The following is an 18191-nucleotide window of genomic DNA, read 5'->3' as shown; positions in this document are numbered from 1 at the left end:
GCTCCCCTTGGGGGCCCGGGCTTTTTTTGTGATTCCTTCAAGGATTAAATGGATTTTGTTATTGTGGGAAATCGTTCCGGTTCCCGTATGGAACACCGACTCATTGACGAGGACAACGACATGGAAAAGCAGGAAGTCCTGGACCGTCTGCACCAGGCCAAACGAGCCCACCTCGCCTGGGTCGGCCGCGCCGAGCTCCTCACCCAGGGCGTACCGGTGGAAAAGGACCAGATCCCCGTGCTGCACAATGACTGCCCGTTCGGGCAGTGGTATTTCAGTGACGGTCAGGCGCTCAACGATTTTCCCGAGTTCGAATCGATCGACGAGGCCCACCGCCACCTGCATCAGGCGTACGCCGAGATCTTCAAGCTGGTCACCGAGGAAGAGAACGCCTCGATGTTTTCGAAAATGCTGGGTTTCGCCCGGCGCCAGCACGAGCGCAACGAACCACTGATCCGGATGCACATGGAGGCCCTGGAGGAGGCCTCGCGCAGCGTGGTGCACCACCTCGACGCGCTGGAGAAGAAGATCCGGGAAATGGACGAAGAGCAGTTTGCGGAGGCGGTGCGCACCTGACTCCCCGCGGGGTCAGGCAGTTGCCGACCCCGCCTGCGCCCAGGCCGCCTTCCAGCTCTCGTAATCCGCGACCAGCTGCTCGACGTCGGCTTCGTCGAACGGCCGCAGGCCGCTCAGGACCAGGTGCTTGCTGCCCCGGGCGACCACCGCGCCGTCGGTCACCAGTTCGTAGTCGAGCCGGATCTCGCCGCGCTTGCCGTTGACCGTCATGACCGCGTCCTTCAGCCGCGGCTCGGGTACGGCTGCCGCGGCCGCCAGCGGCTCGGGCAGTTCGAACCCCATGCGCTCGTACATCACCAGCGGACGTTTGGGGTTCACCATCACCTGATGCTCGCGCATCAGCGGCACCAGCACGTGCGGGAAGTTCTGTCCGGAGAACGACACGTAGCTGCGAATCAGCGACTCGATCGCGGCCGGGTCATCAACCACCGCCCCCGAACGTTCGATCTCGATCACGCTCTTGCCATTCTCGTCGGTGATCGCCACCCGTTCGCCGGGGTTCTCCGGGAAATGCACCGGGGCGTTACCGCCCACCATGCCGGTAAAGCGAAAGTTCATCGAAGCGCTGGCCCCCCAGGCATCCAGGGCCAGGGCGAACAGCAGATCGCCGGGCACGCAGAACCGCCGCGAATCGGCGTCATGGATGGGGTTGAAGTCCCCCGCCACGGTCTTGGCAAAGCGGCTCCCCTGCTCCGGGGTGACCACGAGCTGCCCGTCCCGATAGCGATAGAAATCTTCCAGAAATGATATGCGGGTCACTCGACTCTCCCCGAACTTCGTTCTCGTTATTCCCGGACTTCCAGTCCCAGGTGTTCGCGGATCGCTGCCAGGAAGGCCTCGCCGTAGCGATCCAGCTTGTGCTGCCCGACCCCGGAGATGCCCAGCAGCTCGTCCGGAGTGCGCGGTGTGCCGGCCACCATCTCCAGCAGGGTGGCGTCGTTGAAGATCACGTAGGGCGGCACGCCCTGATCCGTCGACAGTTTCTGCCGCAGCCTGCGCAGAGTGTCCCACAAGGCCCGGTCTTCCGCATCCAGACCGGCAACCGAACGCGCGGTTTCACCCTGCGAGGGTTGTGCGGGCCGCGCCCCGGCGGCCTCGTGACGCAGGTGCAGGGATTCCTCGCCACGCAGCACGGCGCGACACGCGGGGTCCAAGCGCAGCCCGCCATAGCCCTCGGGATCCAGCCGCAGCAGGCCGCGCGCCAGCAGCTGACGCACCAGCCCCCGCCACTGACGCTCATCCAGTTCGGTGCCGATGCCGAAGGTGCTCAGGCGTTCGTGCCCGAGGCGGGTCAGGCGTTCGCTGCGGCTGCCGCGCAACACCGCGATCACGTGCCCGGCACCGAAACGCTCGCCGGTGCGATAGACGCAGGAAAGCAGTTTCTGCGCGGCCACCGTGGCATCCCAGGTGGCCGGCGGGTCCTGGCAGTTGTCGCAGTAGCCGCAGGGCTCGGGCAGGGTCTCGCCGAACCACGCGAGCAGGGCCTGACGGCGGCAGGTCGTCAGTTCGCTGAAGCCCAGCATGGCCTCGAGCTTCTGCTGCTCGATGCGCTGGCGCTCCTCGCCGGCCTCCGAGTCCTGCAGCATCTGCCGCAGCGTGACCACGTCCTGCAGCCCGTAGAGCATCCAGGCGTCGGCCGGCAGGCCGTCGCGTCCGGCGCGGCCGGTCTCCTGATAGTAGCCCTCCAGGCTCTTCGGCAGGCTCAGGTGGGCGACGAAGCGCACGTCGGGCTTGTCGATGCCCATGCCGAAGGCGATGGTCGCGACCATCACCACACCATCCTCGCGCAGGAAACGGCGCTGGTGCTCGGCGCGGGTCGCCGCCGACAGCCCCGCGTGATACGGCAGCGCGGTCACCCCGCGCGCCGCCAGCCATTCGGCGGTTTCGTCCACCTTGCGCCGCGACAGGCAGTAAACGATGCCCGCCTCGCCCGGGTGTTCCTCGCGGATGAAGCGCAGCAGGCGCTCGCGCGGCGGGCCGGACGCGCCATCGGCCGCCGCGACGCGAAAGCGGATGTTGGGCCGGTCGAAAGAACTGACGAACATCCGCGCCGACTCCAGGCGCAGGCGCTCGCGGATCTCCTCGCGGGTGGGTTCGTCGGCGGTGGCGGTCAGGGCGATGCGCGGCACCGACGGGAAACGCTCCGCCAGCACCGCCAGGCGCCCGTATTCCGGGCGGAAGTCGTGCCCCCACTGCGACACGCAATGCGCCTCGTCGATCGCGAACAGCGCCAGCTCCAGCCCTTCCAGACGATCCAGCATGCCGGGTGCGAACAGCCGCTCCGGCGACAGATACAGAAGATCCAGCTCCCCGGCATGCAGCGCGGCCAGCACCCCGCGCGCGGTGGCCTCGTCCTGGCCCGAATCCAGCCCGGCCGCGGCCACGCCGTTCTGCCGCAGGGCCTGCACCTGGTCCTGCATCAGCGCGATCAGCGGCGAGATGACGATGGCGCAGCCACGCCGCGCCAGCGCCGGGATCTGGTAGCACAGCGACTTGCCGCCGCCGGTGGGCATCAGCACCAGGGCGTCGCCACCGCCGATGACGTGTTCCACCACCGCCTGTTGCTGCCCGCGAAAGGCCTCGTAGCCAAAGGTCTCGCGCAGGATGGTTTCCGGGGCGCTTCCCTGCGCCGCTGTTGCTGCGGTCTGATTCCCTTCCACCGGCGTGTCCACCTGCCTTGCCATGAAGTTGTTCAGACTGCCCCAGGCCCCGCGCCGGGCGCAAGAACGGGCAGCTTCCCGGTGTGCATAGTAGGCTACGCGCTCCCTTCATCCGGGTGACTTTCCATGCGCGGTTTCGGCTCTTCGGTCCACGACGCTCCCGACAACGCGATCAACTGGCGCATCGTACGCAGCCTGCTGCCGTACCTGTCCGAGTTCCGCGGACGGATGTTCCTCGCGCTGGGGCTGATGGCCCTGGCCAAGCTGGCCACCGTGACGGTGCCGATCGCGCTGAAATACATCGTCGAACATTTCGAGGAGGCCGGCGCGGAGGCCCTGGTGACCGTGCCGGTGGCGCTGGTGCTAGGCTACGGCCTGCTGCGCTTCGGCGGGACCTTCTTCGGCGAGCTGCGCGACGCGGTCTTTGTGCGCGTGGCCGAACGCGCGATGCGGCGCGCCTCGCTGCGGGTCTTCCAGCACCTGCACCGGCTGGAGCTGGGGTTCCATCTGGCGCGCGAGACCGGCGGCCTGGCCCGCGACATCGAACGCGGCACCAGCGGCATGAGCTTCCTGCTGCGCTTCATGGTGTTCAATATCCTGCCGACCCTGATCGAGATCCTGCTGGTGGCCGGCATCCTGCTGTTCGCCGTCGGCCCGGTGTTCATGTTCACGGTGCTGATCGCGGTGGCGGTCTACGCAGCCTTCTCCATCTGGATCACCGAATGGCGCACGCGCTTCGTGCGCGAGGCCAACCAGCGCGACAACGAATCCAATACCCGGGCGATCGACAGCCTGCTCAACTACGAGACGGTCAAGTACTTCGGCAACGAGGATTTCGAGGCCGACCGCTACGACCGCGGCCTCGCGGCCTGGGAACAGGCGCGCACCAAGAACGTGCTGTCGCTGGTGCTGCTCAACTCCGGGCAGGCCCTGATCATCGCCGCGGCGATCACCGTGATGATGCTGCTGGCCGCCGCCCGGGTGGCCGACGGCTCGATGTCGCTGGGCGATCTGGTGATGGTCAACGCCTACATGATCCAGCTGTTCATCCCGCTGAACTTCCTCGGCTTCGTCTATCGCGAGATCCGCCAGTCGCTGGCCAACATCGAGCGCCTGTTCGGCCTGCTGGAGAAACCGGTGCAGGTCGAGGACCGCCCCGATGCCCCGGACCTGGAGGTCGGCGCCGGGCACGTGCGCTTCGAGCACGTGGATTTCCACTACCAGCCGGACCGACCGATCCTCGAGGACGTGACCATCGACCTGCCGGCCGGGAAACGGGTCGCGGTGGTGGGCCCCAGCGGCGCCGGCAAGTCCACCCTGTCACGGCTGCTGTTCCGCTTCTACGACGTGACCGGCGGGCGCATCACCATCGACGGTCAGGACCTGCGCGACGTGACCCAGGCGAGCGTGCGCCGGGCGATCGGCATGGTTCCGCAGGACACCGTGCTGTTCAACGACACCATCCGCTACAACATCGCCTACGGCGACCCCTCCGCCAGTGACGCGGCGATCGAGCGGGTGTTGCGCCTGGCCCATCTGGAGGGCTTCGTCGCGCGCCTCCCCGATGGTCTCGACACGGTGGTGGGCGAGCGCGGCCTGAAGGTGTCCGGCGGCGAGAAGCAGCGCATCGCGATCGCCCGCATGCTGCTGAAGGACCCGCCCATCCTGGTGTTCGACGAGGCCACCTCGTCACTGGATTCCGACACCGAGAAGGGCATCCTGCAGGCGCTGGACGAGGTCTCCGCGCGCCGCACGACACTGGTGATCGCCCACCGCCTGTCCACGGTGAAACACGCCGACCGCATCGTGGTCCTGGACCAGGGGCGAGTCGTCGAAACCGGCACCCATCGGGAACTCCTCGCCCGCAACGGCACCTATGCACGCCTGTGGCAGCACCAGCAGTCCGAGGCGCGTGACGCCTCGGAGTTCACGGACAACTCGTGATACATTGACCCAAAACTCGTGAACCGCGGTGGCGATGAACCCACTGATCCTCCTGCTCTGGTGTCTGCTGGCCGTCACGGCCATTGCACCCGCAGCGGCCGATGAGCCGTATCGGGCGCCGGAGGCCATCGCGGACACCACGCGCGTCGACGCCGACGACGCCTGGAGGCTGTTTCGCGAGGGGGTTCCGTTCGTCGACGTGCGCCTGTCAGCCGACTATCGCGCCGGCCGCATCCCGGGCGCAACCAACCTGACCATCATGCGCGACCCGGACGACCCGCGGAACCGCTTCACTCGCGAGGCCCTGCACGAAGTCGCCGGAGGCCGGGACCGGCCGGTGGTCGTCTACTGCAACGAGTTCGACTGCTGGCGTACCGAAGCCGCCATTCGCCGCGCACTGGAATGGGGCTTCGACGACCTCCACTATTTCCCCGGCGGCTACCCCGAGTGGAGTCGCCAGAACTACCCCTTCGAATGAGATGGGATCCGGAGCGCAGGCGCGGGTGATGCCACTGCGAACGGCCATTGCACTGGCTGCTTTCGCCGGTCTGGCCCTGCTGGCCGCCGCCCTGGCTACCGGTGCCCATCTCGCCCTGCAGCAGGCGGACCAGCGGCTCGACCGCTTTGCCATGGAAACCCAGGAAACCGCCTGGCAACAGGTGCTGAAGGCCGAACTGCAGGCGCTGCGCAGTGAGGCCACCGCGATCACCCGCAACCGGGCGCTGCGCGAGGCGCTTGCCGGAGACGAGCCGGTGGCGGGCTATGCCGACCCGCTGCACAACCGACTGACCGCCGCGGGCGTCGCCAGCGGCCTGGTCATTTATGACGCCGACGGCGAACGCCGGTTTGACTCCGTTCTCGAGGACGCCACCGAGTTTCCGCTGGCGCGGGCCACGCTGGACGACGGCCGCATCCACCAGGGCCTGCACCGCACTCCGGAGGGGCGCTATTTCGCCGGACTGACCATCCCGCTGTACGACCAAGGACAGCTGGTCGGCGTGGTCGTGCCACTGCAATCGCTGGCCGGTTCCGCCCTCGACACCCTCGCGGGCAAGGCGGATACCCGCGCGGTGCTGCTGGACGCCGGGGGGCGGGTGGAACACACCGCGCCCGCGGCGGCCCTGCCCAACCCCGGCCCCATGCTGAACCGGGCCGCGGCACGACGCACGACCGCCGCCGGACGTCATGAACTCGCGGTGCACCTGCCGCTGATCCCGTTCGACGGCGAGGACGTCACCGGCAACATCGTGGTCATCCGCGACATCACCGACTCGGTCACGACCCAGCGTTTCATCAACAACGCCACGCGCGCCGGGGCAATCGTCGCCCTGCTCCTGATTGGCTGGGCGCTGTACTTCTGGCTGGGACGTGCGCTGCAACCGCTGCGCGAGGCGGTGGCCACCCTGGAGGACGTGGGCCAGGGGCGATTCACCACCAGCATCCGCCGCGACTCGCGACTGCAGGAAGTCGCCTCGCTGCAGGGCGCCACACTGGACATGGTGGAGCGGCTGCAGCGCATGCTGGAAGTCGAAGAAGACGCCCGCCTCGCCTTTCTCGATCCGCTGACCGGCCTGGCCAACCGGCGGCTGCTGCATCTGCGCCTAGAGCACGCCATTCGTGCCTCCGAACAGTCCGGGCGGCACGCGGCCCTGCTGCTGATCGACCTCGACAACTTCAAGACCCTCAACGACACCCGCGGGCATTCGGTCGGTGACCGGTTGCTGACCCTGGTCGCACAGCGCCTCCAGGGGCAGGTTCGCCCGCAGGACACGGTGGCGCGCATCGGTGGCGACGAATTCGTGGTCCTGTTGGAAGAGCTCAAGCCCGATCCCGACCAGGCGGTCGCGGATGCCGGCAAGGTCGCCGCCAAAATGCTGGACCGTATCCGGGAGCCGCTGATACTGGACCGGATCCAGCATGTCATCCAGGCCAGCGTCGGCGTCAGCGTGTTCCCGCAGGGCGAGGACACCAGCGAGGAACTGCTCAAGCAGGTGGATTTCGCGATGTATCAGGCCAAGCATCACGGTCGCGACACTATGCGCTTCTACGACCCGGAGATGCAGCGCCAGCTGCAGCGGCGGGCGGAACTGGAACGGGCCCTGCGGGATGCGCTGGATGCCGATGATCTGCTCCTTCACCTGCAGCCGCAGGTGGACACGGACGGCAACGTGATCGGTGCCGAAGGCCTGATGCGCTGGAACCCGGGCGACCCCCGGGAGGTTTCACCCTCCGAATTCATCCCCGTGGCGGAGCAGAGCGGCCAGATCCTCGCGATCGGCCGGGTGGCCCTGCGCCAGGCCTGCGAGCACCTGGCCCGCTGGCGCAACATCCCCGGCGCCGAGGCCCTGCAGCTCGCGGTCAATCTCTCCGCTCCGCACCTGCGCGATGCCCGGCTGCTCGACGAGGTGCGCCAGCTGCTGCACGAGACCGGCGCCCCGCCGCAGCGACTGACACTCGAGATCACCGAGAGCGTGATGGCCGAGGAATCCGAACAGTTGATGACCAACCTGCAGGAGCTGCGGGCGCTGGGCATCGGCCTCGCGCTGGACGATTTCGGCACCGGATACTCGTCGCTTGGGTATCTCAAGCGGTTGCCGGTGACCGAACTGAAGATCGACCGCTCCTTCGTGCGCGACCTCGAACACGATCCGGGCGACGCCGAGATCGTAACCACCATCCTGGCCATTGCCCGCACCATGGGGCTGGAGGTCGTGGCCGAAGGGGTCGAGACACCCGCCCAGCAGGACTTCCTCGGACAGCGCGGCTGCAGACGTTTCCAGGGCTTCCTGTTCCACCGCGCCATGCCGGCACAGAGCCTGGAAGCGCTGCTGCCCTGACGAGCTCAGTCGCCGCGCCGCTGCCAGCCGGGGCTGCGCCGCCGACGCACCAGGTAGAGGGCCACCAGTGCCATCAGCACGTAGGCCGCCACGGCCAGCAGCATCACGCCCGCGCCGCCGAGCATGGCCGTGCGGTGACGCGGTCGCTGCAGCATGCCCCAGGCCAGGATCAGCGCCCCCACCACCATGCCGCCGACCACGGCAAAGTCGGGGAAAGGCGTCAGCATCGTCCAGTCGAATTCCACCCGGGTGAAGGTGTCCAGGAGCTCCGCCTCCGGATCGAACGCCTGCTCGTTGTCCGCATCGCCATTCATGCCCCGTCTCCCGCATAAATCCTGGATACACACGGAAAAGCATGCCCGAAAGCACGGAGCCATGCCCCCTCCGGATGCAGGGCATGCCGCGGAGGTAAGGGGGCATCAGTCGGGGTCGACGCGGCCGCGCAGGGCCTTCCTGCGCCCGCGGCGGGTCTTGGCGTCCAGCCGGCGCAGTTTGGCGGCACGGGGCGGTCGCGTCGGGCGCCGCTTCTTCACCGGCTGCCCGGCCTCGCGCAGCAGCTCGGCCAGGCGCTCGAGGGCATCCTCGCGATTGGCCTCCTGCGTGCGGTACTGCTGTGCCTTGATCACGATCACGCCGTCGCGGGTGATGCGCCGATCGCGCCGGCGCAGCAGGCGTTCGCGATAGACCTCGGGCAGACTCGCGGAGGCATGGATGTCGAAGCGGAGATGGATGGCGGTGGCCACCTTGTTGACGTTCTGCCCGCCGGCGCCCTGCGCGCGGATCGGCGTCAGCTCGATCTCCGCGTCGGGGATGGTCACGTTACCGGAGATCTTCAGCATCGGGAGGCTCAGCGGAACTCGCCGTCGACGATACGGCCGTCGTCGTCGAGTTCGGCGAAGAAGCGGCTGTTGTCGGTACGGTATTCGTGCGTCGCGATGTCGCCCGGGAGCACCAGCGTCACATCGGGATAGACCCGCCGGAATTCCTCCGGGGTGGGCCGGGTGTCCAGGAAGGCATGAAACGGCTCCATTGCCTCGACGGTGCCCGGACGCGGCTCGAACCCGTCGTCCCGGCCCTCGCTCTTCTGCAGCGTGCAGCCGCCCATCGCCAGCCCCAGAATCACAACCACCAGCACCGGGATCCGTTGCAATTTCACCGCCATGCCCACCCCCTCGGGATGATGAACCGTCATTGCGAGCCCCCGGGACCCGTCATTGCGAGCCCCCGGGACCCGTCATTGCGAGCCCCCGGGACCCGTCATTGCGAGCGCAGCGAAGCAATCTCGGGACACGCCCGACGAAGCCGACCCGACCGGGAACCCGGTGGTTCCGGATCCCCATGACTTCGTCGCTTCGCTCCTCGCAATGCCCCGCACGTAGACCGCGCAGCGGGACGAATCCGTGCGCAGCCCGGGCGCTACCCCCCCGGCTGTCCGTGCTCGCGAGTGGCCAGGAAGCGGATCTCCGGCCATTTCTCCTCGGCCATCTGCAGGTTCACCCGCGTGGGGGCGATATAGACCAGATCCCCGGCATGGTCGAGGGCGAGGTTGTTCGCCGCCTTTTCCTTGAACTCCGCCAGCTTCTTCGGATCGTCGCTTTCCACCCAGCGCGCGGTCTGCACGTTCACGTTCTCGAACTGCGCCTCCACCTTGTACTCGGTGCGCAGGCGTTCGGCGACCACGTCGAACTGCAGCACCCCCACCGCCCCCAGGATCAGGTCGTTGTTCGTCAGCGGGCGGTAGAGCTGGGTCGCGCCCTCCTCGCACAGCTCCTGCAGCCCCTTGGTCAACTGCTTCATCTTCAGCGGATCCTTCAGCTGCGCGCGGCGGAACAGCTCGGGCGCGAAGTTGGGGATGCCCTTGAACGTCAGATCCTCGCCCTGGGTAAAGGTGTCGCCGATGCGGATGGTGCCGTGGTTGTGGATGCCGATGATGTCGCCGGGATAGGCGGTCTCCACGTGTTCGCGATCGGAGGCCAGGAAGGTCAGCGCGTCCGGAACCTTCACGTCGCGCCCGATGCGCACGTGACGCAGCTTCGCGCCCTTGTCGAAGGTGCCGGAACAGATGCGCATGAACGCGATGCGGTCGCGGTGATTGGGATCCATGTTCGCCTGAATCTTGAACACGAACCCGGTGAACTTCTCCTCGGTGGGTTCCACCCTGCGCGAATACGCCGGACGCGGCAGCGGCCCCGGGGCGTACTCGACAAAGTCGTCCAGCAGCTCCTCGATGCCGAAGTTGTTGATCGCCGAGCCGAAGAATACCGGGGTCTGCTCACCGCGCAGATAGGCGTCCGGGTCGAACTCGTGCGAGGCGCCCTGCACCAGCTCCAGTTCCTCGCGCAGCTCTTCGGCCTGGGTCCCCAGGACCTCGTCGAGGCGCGGGTTGTCGAGGCCCTCGATGATCTCGCCGGTGGACTTCTTGCCGCCCTGCTCCGGGTCGTACAAGTGCACCGCATCGCGGCGAATGTGATAGACGCCGCGAAAACGCTTGCCGCTGCCGATCGGCCAGGTGACGGGGGCGCACTGGATCTTCAGCACCTCCTCGACCTCGTCCAGCAGTTCGATCGGCTCGCGCCCCTCGCGGTCCATCTTGTTGACGAAGGTCATGATCGGGGTGTCGCGCAGGCGGCAGACCTCCATCAGCTTGATGGTGCGGTCCTCCACGCCCTTGGCCGCGTCGATGACCATCAGCGCGGAGTCGACGGCGGTCAGCGTGCGGTAGGTATCCTCGGAAAAGTCCGCATGCCCCGGGGTATCCAGCAGGTTCACCATGCGCCCCTTGTAGGGGTACTGCATCACCGAGGAGGTGACCGAGATCCCGCGCGACTGCTCCATCGCCATCCAGTCGGAGGTGGCGTGGCGCGCGGACTTGCGCCCCTTGACCGTACCGGCGAGCTGGATCGCGCCGCCGTACAGCAGGAGCTTTTCGGTCATGGTGGTCTTGCCCGCGTCCGGATGCGAAATGATCGCAAAGGTCCGGCGGCGGGCGGTCTCGTCGACAAAGGACATCGGTCGGGTCCCGTACGGGGAGAAAGCCCGACATTCTAACGTATTCCGCCCGCCGCATTGGGCGGCGGGCGGGAACGGTTCAGCGTACGGCGGCTTCGGTGCGCATGGCCGTGCGCTGCTCGGCGAGGCTCTCGCGCGCGGCCGCCAGCTCTGCCTCGCTCATGCGGGACTCCAGGCGTTCCACGTGCTCGCCATCGTCGCCGAGGCTGTACCAGACCCAGGCCTGGACGCGGTCGCGATTCACGCCGCGGCCGGCCATGTGCAGGCGCCCGAGCCCGCGCTGGGCCTGGGCGTTGCCCTGCTCCGCCGCGAGCACATACCACTCGACGGCGTCGTCCACCGAGCGCTCGACCCCGCGCCCGGTCTCCAGCAGGTAGCCCCAGTGATACTGGGCGGAGGCCAGCCCCTGACCGGCGGCGCGTTCGATCCATTCCGCGGCTTCGGCCGGATCGGCCGATTCGTCCGCCAGCAGGTCACGCCCGAGGTGATACTGGGCATCCATGTCGCCCAGTTCCGCCGCGCGACGGTAGTGTTCGCCGCTTTTCTCCGAGTCCACGGGAACCCCGCGTCCGGTGGCATGGAGGTAGCCGAGGAAGTAGTGCGCGCGCGCATGCCCCTGCTCGGCGGCCTGCGCGAACCATTCGGCTGCCGCCGCGTCGTCCTGTTCGGTGCCACGCGCGGTGTAATGGGCCATGCCCACGTCGAACTGCGCGTCACGGTCGCCGCGTTGCGCATTGCGTTCACGGATACCGAACCAGACACCCAGCAGTTCCTGCTGGCGTTCGGCTTCGTCGTAACCGAATTCGGTGGCCACCGCGGGGCCGGCGGTCAACAGGAGCGGCAGGGCCGCGGTCAGGGCAAGAAGGGACTTTTTCATCACAGCCTCGATACGGAACCGGTCGTAAGGCCCTGAGAATAGACACATGCCCGTGGAACCGCAAAACCGACAGTGCATTTTTGCGCACCCTGACCGCAGAATGCGCCAGGGAAACGCTGATCAGCGTTTCCCTAGGCCCCCGCCGGTTCCTCGCAGCTGCGGCGCAGCACCCAGGCATCCTCGCGGCCGCTGGGAAGCGGGTAGTAACGCGGTCGGGTGCCGATGTGCTCGAAGCCTTCCGAGCGGTAGAGCTGCACGGCTGCGGCGTTGGAAGGACGCACCTCGAGGAACAGGGCCTCGGCGCGTTCATCGCAGGCACAGGCCAGCAGCCGGCGCAGCATGAAGCGCCCCAGCCCGTAGCCCTGCCAGCGCGGATCCACCGTCAGATTCAGCAGATGCGCCTCGCCGGCGGCCACGGTCAGGATCGCATGCCCCACCTGACGGCCATCCACGGACAGGATCCAGCCGTCGTAACCGACCTTCAGGCAGTCCTGGAAGATCCGCGCGGTCCAGGGATAGTCATACGCCTGGCGCTCGATCACCATCACGCGATCGATGTCGGCCAGCTGCATGCGCCGCAGTTCGGGTCGGGTGCGGGCTTCGGCACTCATCGGTCATCTTCCCTCGTGCAGGAGTCGACCCCCGGATGGAGCCGGTGGTTCAGTCGGTGGCCGCGGACGGCAGGCACGCACGCGCCCGCTGCAGGTCCTCCCAGGCACGCGCCTTTTCCCGCGGCGAACGCAGCAGATAGGCCGGATGCCAGGTCACGACCAGCGGAATGCCGCGATACTCGTGGACGCGCCCGCGCAGGCGCCCCACCGCGGTCTCGGTCTCCAGCAGCTGGTGCGCCGGGACCCGCCCCAGCGCCACGATGACCTCCGGGGCAATCGCCTCGATCTGGCGATCCAGGAAACCCCGGCAGGCCCGTGCCTCCTCCGGCTTCGGATCCCGATTGTTGGGCGGCCGGCACTTCAGGATATTGGCGATGAACACGTCGTGCTCTCGATCCAGTCCCAGCGCCGCCAGCATGTTGTCCAGCAGCTGCCCGGCCCGCCCGACGAAGGGCTCGCCGCGACGATCCTCCTCGGCACCCGGGGCCTCGCCGACGAACAGCCAGCGGGCGCCGGTATCGCCCACCCCGAAGACCGTCTGCCGCCGGCTGGCCGCGAGCTCGCTGCAGGCAGTGCAGCCCGCGACTTCGTCTCGCAGGGCCTGCCAGTCGATGCCCGTGGCCGCCACGGACGACTCCCGCGGCGCCTGCTCCACGCTCAGGCCGGCCACCGGTTCAGGTAGTGGCTCCGGGGACGCTTCCGGCGCGGCGCCGGTATCCGCCGACGCGCGCGCCCGCCACAACGGGATGCCCATGTCGGCGAGGATGCGCCGCTTGTGCCGCGAGAGTTCCACGCCCGCCTCCCCGCTCAGGCTTGCGGGGCACGGCCGCGACGCCGGTGGCGCTGCCAGCGCACCAGCGTCAGCAGCGGCCCGGACAGCGCGTACACCACGAACCCGGCCAGCAGCATCTTGGGCGGATCCAGGGCCGCCAGCATCAGCGCCCCGACCACGCCCAGCATGGCCAGGAACGGGACCCGGTGGCGGAAATCCATGTCCTTGAAACTGAAATAGGTCAGGTTACTGACCATTGCCGCGCCGGCGAGCACGGTGATGATCAGCACCGCCACCGCCCCGGTGTCCCCCAGCTCCGCGGCCATGCCGAGGTCCTCGACCACCCAGACGGTCCCCACCAGCAGTGCCGCACTGGCGGGACTGGGCAAGCCCTGGAAGAAGCGCTTGTCGGTCACCGCCAGGCGGCTGTTGAAACGCGCGAGTCGCAGCGCCGCCGCCGTGGCAAAGAAGAACGCGGCCACCCAGCCGAAGTTGCCCAGGTCCTGCAGCTGCCACAGGTACACCACCAGTGCCGGGGCCAGACCGAAGGAGACCAGATCGGAGAGCGAATCGAACTGCGCGCCGAACTCGCTCTGGGTATCGGTCATGCGCGCGACCCGGCCGTCCAGGGTATCCAGCACCATGGCCACGAAGACCGCGATGGCCGCGGTAATGAACTCCCCGTCGATGGCGGACACGATCGCCAGGAATCCGGAGAACAGGACCCCGGTGGTGAACAGGTTGGGCAGCAGGAACACCCCGCGCCGCCGCCGCGAACGCGGAGGCTCGTCGTCCAGCTCGTCCTCGCCACGGATGATGTCGGGGTCTTCGTCGGGATTCATTCGGCCAGCTCCACGGCGCCGCCCTGATCACCCGGCTCGCGCGGCGGGAGCCCGCCCAGCAGGGTCGTCCCCGCCAGCACGACCTGCCCCGGCCGCACCATCACGTGCGAGCCCCGGGGCAGCCACAGCTCCGCACGACCGCCGAAACCGGCAAACCCGATGCGCTTGCCACGGCCCAGCCGGTTGCCGGGCAGCACCTCCGCCATGCGGATGAACCGCGGCCAGTGCGTCACGCCGAGAGCCAGGGTCATGCGGTCATCCTCGTCGGTGGCCAGCGCGAACGCAAGCCGGCCGGCGAGCTGCGGATCGGGCTCGCGATCCGTCTCCTGCCCCGGCCAGACGCGCTCGCGCACCTCGACCTCCTGCGGGGCATGGATGTTGTATTCGCCGAGATAGCGCTGGCGCATGCGGATGCGCTCGGCCTCGCGCCCGGTGAACGGGTCGGTGGTGGTCTCCACCGATTCCACTACGCCGTCGACCGGGGCCACCAGGCCCAGGGCCTGGGCCGGCGCCCGGCGCCGCAGGTCGCGGAACAGGGCCATCAGGGCCAGCATCAGGATGACCAGGAACAGACCCAGATCCGCCAGCCCGGACAGCAGCGTGATCACCGCCATCCAGGCGGTGACGATGACGAACAGGCGGCCTTCCTTCGCTACCGGAAACAGCATGCCTCCTCCGCGGCCCGCGCCCGGGGCCGGTGGTGCCGCGGATCAGTTGCGCGACTTGTCGACCAGCTGGTTGGCCTGGATCCAGGGCATCATCGCCCGCAGCCGCTCACCCACCTGCTCGATCTCGTGGGCGGCGTTGCGGCGGCGATTCGCGGTCATGGAGGGATAGTTGGTATCCCCTTCCTGGATGAAGCGCTTGGCGTACTCGCCGGTCTGGATGTTGTGCAGGGCCTCGCGCATGGCCTCGCGGGACTGCTGGTTGATGACCTTCGGGCCGGTCACGTACTCGCCGTACTCCGCGTTGTTGGAGATGGAGTAGTTCATGTTGGCGATGCCGCCCTCGTACATCAGGTCGACGATCAGCTTGAGCTCGTGCAGGCACTCGAAGTAGGCCATCTCCGGGGCATAGCCCGCCTCGGTCAGGGTCTCGAAGCCGGCCTTGACCAGCTCCACCGCGCCGCCGCACAGCACGGCCTGCTCGCCGAACAGGTCGGTCTCGGTCTCGTCCTGGAAGCTGGTCTCGATGATGCCGGTGCGGCCGCCGCCGATCGCCGAGGCATAGGACAGCGCGATGTCACGCGCCTTGCCGGAGGCGTCCTGCTCGATGGCGATCAGGTCGGGAATGCCACCGCCGCGGGCGAATTCCGAGCGCACGGTGTGACCCGGCGCCTTGGGCGCGATCATGATCACGTCGAGGTCGCCGCGCGGCTCGATCTGGTTGTAATGGATGGTGAAGCCATGGGCGAACGCCAGGGTGCCGCCCTGCTTGAGGTTGGGCTTGATCTCCTCGCTGTAGAGCTTCGCCTGGTATTCGTCGGGGGCCAGCACCATGACCAGATCGGCGGCGGCCACCGCGTCGGACACGTCGGCCACCTTCAGGCCGGCTTCCTCGGCCTTGGCGCGCGAACCGGAACCGGCACGCAGGCCGACGGTGACGTCCACGCCGGAATCCTTCAGGTTGTTCGCATGGGCGTGTCCCTGCGAGCCGTAGCCAATGATGGCCACCTTCATGCCCTGAATGATGGAGAGGTCGGCGTCTTTGTCGTAATAGAGCTTCATTGCGGTTTCCTTGGCAATCGGTGAAAGGTGTTCAGATCTGGAGCGTGACGTCCCCGCGCGCGATGCCCATGACCCCGGAGCGCACCACCTCCTGCACGGGGAAGGGCTCCAGGGCCTGAAGGAAAGCATCCAGCTTGGAGCCCTCCCCGGTGATTTCGATGACGTAGGTCTTTTGCGTGACGTCGATGATGCGGCCGCGGAAGATGTCGGCGAGGCGCTTCACTTCTTCGCGGTCGCCGGGTTCGTCCACGCGGACCTTGACCATCGCCATCTCGCGCTCGATATGCGGATAGGAGGTCAGGTCGAGCAGCTTGATCACGTCGATCAGCTTGTTCAGCTGCTTGGTGATCTGCTCGACGATCTCGTCCGAGCCGCTGGTGACGATGGTCATGCGCGAGAGCGTGGGATCGTCGGTGGGCGCGACGGTCAGCGATTCGATGTTGTAGCCGCGAGCCGAGAACAGGCCGGCCACCCGCGACAGGGCACCGGATTCGTTCTCCAGCAGGACACTGATGATGTGACGCATACGGAATCCTTCCCTGTCAGACCAGGATCATTTCGTTCTGACCGGCACCGGCCGGGATCATCGGGTAGACGTTCTCGGACTGATCGGTGATGAAGTCCAGGAACACCAGGCGGTCCTTCTGCGCCAGGGCCTCCTTCAGCGCGCCCTCCACGTCGCCCGGCTTGTCGACCTGGATGCCCACGTGGCCGTAGGCCTCCGCCAGCTTGACGAAATCGGGCAGCGCATCCATGTACGACATCGCATAGCGGCCCTGGTAGAAGAACTCCTGCCACTGCCGCACCATCCCCATGTAGCGGTTGTTCAGGTTCAGGATCTTCAGCGGCAGCTGGTACTGATAGCAGGTCGACAGCTCCTGCATGCACATCTGGATGCTGGCCTCGCCGGTGATGCAGCCCACCGTCGCATCCGGATGTGCCAACTGCACGCCCATCGCGAACGGCAGTCCCACGCCCATGGTTCCCAGACCGCCGGAGTTGATCCAGCGGTTGGGCTTGTCGAAGCCGTAGAACTGCGCCGCCCACATCTGATGCTGGCCCACGTCGGAGGTCACGAAGGCGTCGCCGCCGGTCAGCTCCCAGAACTTCTGCACCACAAACTGCGGCTTGATCAGCTCGGAATCGCGATCGTACTTCAGGCAGTCCTGGCCGCGCCATTCGCGGATCTGGTCCCACCAGGCCTTCAGCGCGTCGGCGTCGGGCTGGCCGCCGTTCTCGTCCAGCGCGCGGATCAGCTCGCGCAGCACCGGCTCCACCTCGCCGACGATGGGCACGTCCACCTTCACGTTCTTGGAGATGGAGGCCGGGTCGACGTCCACATGCACGATCTTCGCGTGGGGGCAGAACTTCTCGATGTTGCCCGTCACGCGGTCATCAAAGCGCGCGCCGATGGCAATCAGCACGTCCGCGTGGTGCATCCCCATGTTGGCCTCGTAGGTCCCGTGCATCCCCAGCATGCCGACGAACTGCTCGTCCGAGGCCGGATAGGCGCCCAGCCCCATCAGGGTGTTGGTGATGGGGTAGCCCAGCTTGCGAGTGAATTCGGTCAGCGCCTCGGAGCCGCGACCCAGCACCACCCCGCCGCCGGTATAGATCATCGGCTGTTTCGCCGACAGGATCAGCTCGATCGCGCGCCGGATCTGTCCGGTGTGGCCGCGGGTCTTCGGGTTGTAGGAGCGCATGTGGATGCTCTCGGGGTACTCGAACTCGCAGCTGTCGGCGGTGACATCCTTGGGGATGTCCACCACTACCGGGCCGGGCCGGCCGGTGGTGGCAATGTAAAAGGCCTTCTTGATGGTGGTCGCGAGATCCTTCACGTCCTTGACCAGGAAGTTGTGCTTCACGCAGGGCCGCGTGATCCCCACGGTGTCCACTTCCTGGAAGGCATCGTTGCCGATCATGCTGGTCGGCACCTGGCCGGTGAACACCACCAGCGGCACCGAATCCATGTACGCATCGGCAATGCCGGTCACTGCGTTGGTCGCCCCCGGACCGGAGGTGACCAGGGCCACGCCGGGCTTGTCCGAGGATTTGGCGTAGCCCTCGGCGGCATGGATCCCGCCCTGTTCGTGGCGGACCAGCACATGCGAGACCTGGCTCTGCTTGTACAGCGCATCGTAGATGTGCAGGACCGCGCCGCCGGGGTAGCCGAAAACCAGGTCAACGCCTTCGGCCTGCAGGCTGCGGACGAAGATTTCGGCACCGGTGATGGCGGTGGACGATGCAGAGGTCTCGGACATGACGGTTGTTCCTTACCAGGGGCTGTCGGGCGATCGTGATCCGAGCGGACACGCCGAATCAAAATAGCCCACCAT

At 67.4% G+C, this 18191-nt stretch carries 18 protein-coding genes; 4 read left to right on the top strand and 14 right to left on the bottom strand.

The features are described from left to right. Nucleotides 1-87 precede the first annotated feature (87 nt). Nucleotides 88-576: a CZB domain-containing protein gene (locus F620_RS0104850; RefSeq protein ID WP_019569670.1), complete on the top strand. Its 489-nt coding sequence runs from the start codon at nt 88-90 to the stop codon at nt 574-576. A gap of 12 nt (nt 577-588) precedes the next feature. Here F620_RS0104850 and F620_RS0104845 read toward each other — a convergent pair whose 3' ends face one another. Both F620_RS0104845 and recQ read right to left on the bottom strand, forming a co-directional pair. Then, nucleotides 589-1335 (bottom strand): DUF3581 family protein, encoded by a 747-nt coding sequence (locus F620_RS0104845; RefSeq protein ID WP_019569669.1) that lies wholly within the window; start codon nt 1333-1335, stop codon nt 589-591. 26 nt (nt 1336-1361) lie between these two features. Beyond that, a complete protein-coding gene (gene recQ / locus F620_RS0104840) occupies nt 1362-3260 on the bottom strand; it encodes a DNA helicase RecQ (RefSeq protein WP_019569668.1) in 1899 nt (632 codons plus the stop codon). 102 nt (nt 3261-3362) lie between these two features. Here recQ and F620_RS0104835 point away from each other — a divergent pair, with 102 nt between their 5' ends. From F620_RS0104835 to F620_RS0104825, 3 genes are read left to right on the top strand one after another with little or no spacing between them, the layout of a single operon-like run. Further along, complete coding sequence (locus F620_RS0104835) at nt 3363-5180, top strand: ABC transporter ATP-binding protein/permease (RefSeq protein WP_019569667.1); 1818 nt, start codon at nt 3363-3365, stop codon at nt 5178-5180. Between the two features lie 34 nt (nt 5181-5214). Continuing rightward, the gene (locus tag F620_RS0104830) at nt 5215-5658 is read left to right on the top strand and encodes a rhodanese-like domain-containing protein (RefSeq protein ID WP_019569666.1); all 444 of its coding nucleotides are present in this window, start codon (nt 5215-5217) and stop codon (nt 5656-5658) included. Nucleotides 5659-5686: 28 nt separating this feature from the next. Then, entirely contained in the window at nt 5687-8017 is a 2331-nt protein-coding gene (locus F620_RS0104825) for a bifunctional diguanylate cyclase/phosphodiesterase (protein WP_026331316.1), read from the top strand. Between the two features lie 5 nt (nt 8018-8022). Here the strand turns inward: F620_RS0104825 and F620_RS0104820 are convergent, their stop codons facing one another. The 12 genes from F620_RS0104820 to ilvB all read right to left on the bottom strand — a co-directional run bounded on the left by F620_RS0104820 (nt 8023) and on the right by ilvB (nt 18116). Then, nucleotides 8023-8331, bottom strand: a complete 309-nt coding sequence (locus F620_RS0104820) for a hypothetical protein (protein WP_019021819.1) — start codon at nt 8329-8331, stop codon at nt 8023-8025. Nucleotides 8332-8436: 105 nt separating this feature from the next. Next, nucleotides 8437-8856: an alternative ribosome rescue aminoacyl-tRNA hydrolase ArfB gene (arfB, locus tag F620_RS0104815; protein WP_019021818.1), complete on the bottom strand. Its 420-nt coding sequence runs from the start codon at nt 8854-8856 to the stop codon at nt 8437-8439. Between the two features lie 8 nt (nt 8857-8864). Beyond that, nucleotides 8865-9179, bottom strand: a complete 315-nt coding sequence (locus F620_RS0104810; protein WP_019569664.1) for a hypothetical protein — start codon at nt 9177-9179, stop codon at nt 8865-8867. A gap of 254 nt (nt 9180-9433) precedes the next feature. Further along, nucleotides 9434-11026 carry a peptide chain release factor 3 gene (locus tag F620_RS0104805; protein WP_019569663.1) on the bottom strand — a complete coding sequence of 531 codons (1593 nt, stop codon included), beginning with the start codon at nt 11024-11026 and terminating at the stop codon, nt 9434-9436. 79 nt (nt 11027-11105) lie between these two features. Beyond that, entirely contained in the window at nt 11106-11903 is a 798-nt protein-coding gene (locus F620_RS0104800; protein ID WP_019569662.1) for a tetratricopeptide repeat protein, read from the bottom strand. 131 nt (nt 11904-12034) lie between these two features. Beyond that, a complete protein-coding gene (rimI, locus tag F620_RS0104795) occupies nt 12035-12514 on the bottom strand; it encodes a ribosomal protein S18-alanine N-acetyltransferase (protein WP_018870291.1) in 480 nt (159 codons plus the stop codon). A 49-nt stretch (nt 12515-12563) separates the two neighbouring features. Continuing rightward, nucleotides 12564-13307, bottom strand: coding sequence for a uracil-DNA glycosylase (locus F620_RS0104790; RefSeq protein ID WP_019569661.1), 744 nt, complete (start codon nt 13305-13307; stop codon nt 12564-12566). A gap of 14 nt (nt 13308-13321) precedes the next feature. Next, nucleotides 13322-14128: a CDP-diacylglycerol--serine O-phosphatidyltransferase gene (gene pssA / locus F620_RS0104785; protein WP_018870293.1), complete on the bottom strand. Its 807-nt coding sequence runs from the start codon at nt 14126-14128 to the stop codon at nt 13322-13324. Then, entirely contained in the window at nt 14125-14796 is a 672-nt protein-coding gene (locus F620_RS0104780; RefSeq protein WP_019569660.1) for a hypothetical protein, read from the bottom strand. Before F620_RS0104780 ends, pssA begins: the two co-directional genes overlap by 4 nt. A 42-nt stretch (nt 14797-14838) precedes the next feature. Beyond that, complete coding sequence (gene ilvC, locus F620_RS0104775; protein WP_019569659.1) at nt 14839-15855, bottom strand: ketol-acid reductoisomerase; 1017 nt, start codon at nt 15853-15855, stop codon at nt 14839-14841. Between the two features lie 31 nt (nt 15856-15886). Further along, nucleotides 15887-16381 (bottom strand): acetolactate synthase small subunit, encoded by a 495-nt coding sequence (gene ilvN, locus F620_RS0104770; protein ID WP_018870296.1) that lies wholly within the window; start codon nt 16379-16381, stop codon nt 15887-15889. A 16-nt stretch (nt 16382-16397) separates the two neighbouring features. Next, nucleotides 16398-18116 carry a biosynthetic-type acetolactate synthase large subunit gene (gene ilvB / locus F620_RS0104765; protein WP_019021808.1) on the bottom strand — a complete coding sequence of 573 codons (1719 nt, stop codon included), beginning with the start codon at nt 18114-18116 and terminating at the stop codon, nt 16398-16400. Nucleotides 18117-18191 lie beyond the last annotated feature (75 nt).

The organism is Thioalkalivibrio sp. ALE11 (assembly GCF_000381205.1).
Lineage (GTDB): Bacteria > Pseudomonadota > Gammaproteobacteria > Ectothiorhodospirales > Ectothiorhodospiraceae > Thioalkalivibrio.
Note: the sequence above shows the minus strand (reverse complement) of the source record. Positions and strands in the feature narration are given on the sequence as shown.

Bases quoted from the DNA above. Each gene is read 5' to 3' on its own strand.
- F620_RS0104820 (WP_019021819.1), bottom strand. From the start codon at position 8,331: ATGAATGGCGATGCGGACAACGAGCAGGCGTTCGATCCGGAGGCGGAG.
- F620_RS0104810 (WP_019569664.1), bottom strand. From the start codon at position 9,179: ATGGCGGTGAAATTGCAACGGATCCCGGTGCTGGTGGTTGTGATTCTG.
- F620_RS0104850 (WP_019569670.1), top strand. From the start codon at position 88: ATGGAACACCGACTCATTGACGAGGACAACGACATGGAAAAGCAGGAA.
- arfB (WP_019021818.1), bottom strand. From the start codon at position 8,856: ATGCTGAAGATCTCCGGTAACGTGACCATCCCCGACGCGGAGATCGAG.
- pssA (WP_018870293.1), bottom strand. From the start codon at position 14,128: ATGAATCCCGACGAAGACCCCGACATCATCCGTGGCGAGGACGAGCTG.
- F620_RS0104800 (WP_019569662.1), bottom strand. From the start codon at position 11,903: ATGAAAAAGTCCCTTCTTGCCCTGACCGCGGCCCTGCCGCTCCTGTTG.
- ilvC (WP_019569659.1), bottom strand. From the start codon at position 15,855: ATGAAGCTCTATTACGACAAAGACGCCGACCTCTCCATCATTCAGGGC.
- rimI (WP_018870291.1), bottom strand. From the start codon at position 12,514: ATGAGTGCCGAAGCCCGCACCCGACCCGAACTGCGGCGCATGCAGCTG.
- ilvB (WP_019021808.1), bottom strand. From the start codon at position 18,116: ATGTCCGAGACCTCTGCATCGTCCACCGCCATCACCGGTGCCGAAATC.
- recQ (WP_019569668.1), bottom strand. From the start codon at position 3,260: ATGGCAAGGCAGGTGGACACGCCGGTGGAAGGGAATCAGACCGCAGCA.
- F620_RS0104830 (WP_019569666.1), top strand. From the start codon at position 5,215: ATGAACCCACTGATCCTCCTGCTCTGGTGTCTGCTGGCCGTCACGGCC.
- F620_RS0104825 (WP_026331316.1), top strand. From the start codon at position 5,687: ATGCCACTGCGAACGGCCATTGCACTGGCTGCTTTCGCCGGTCTGGCC.
- F620_RS0104835 (WP_019569667.1), top strand. From the start codon at position 3,363: ATGCGCGGTTTCGGCTCTTCGGTCCACGACGCTCCCGACAACGCGATC.
- F620_RS0104780 (WP_019569660.1), bottom strand. From the start codon at position 14,796: ATGCTGTTTCCGGTAGCGAAGGAAGGCCGCCTGTTCGTCATCGTCACC.
- ilvN (WP_018870296.1), bottom strand. From the start codon at position 16,381: ATGCGTCACATCATCAGTGTCCTGCTGGAGAACGAATCCGGTGCCCTG.
- F620_RS0104805 (WP_019569663.1), bottom strand. From the start codon at position 11,026: ATGTCCTTTGTCGACGAGACCGCCCGCCGCCGGACCTTTGCGATCATT.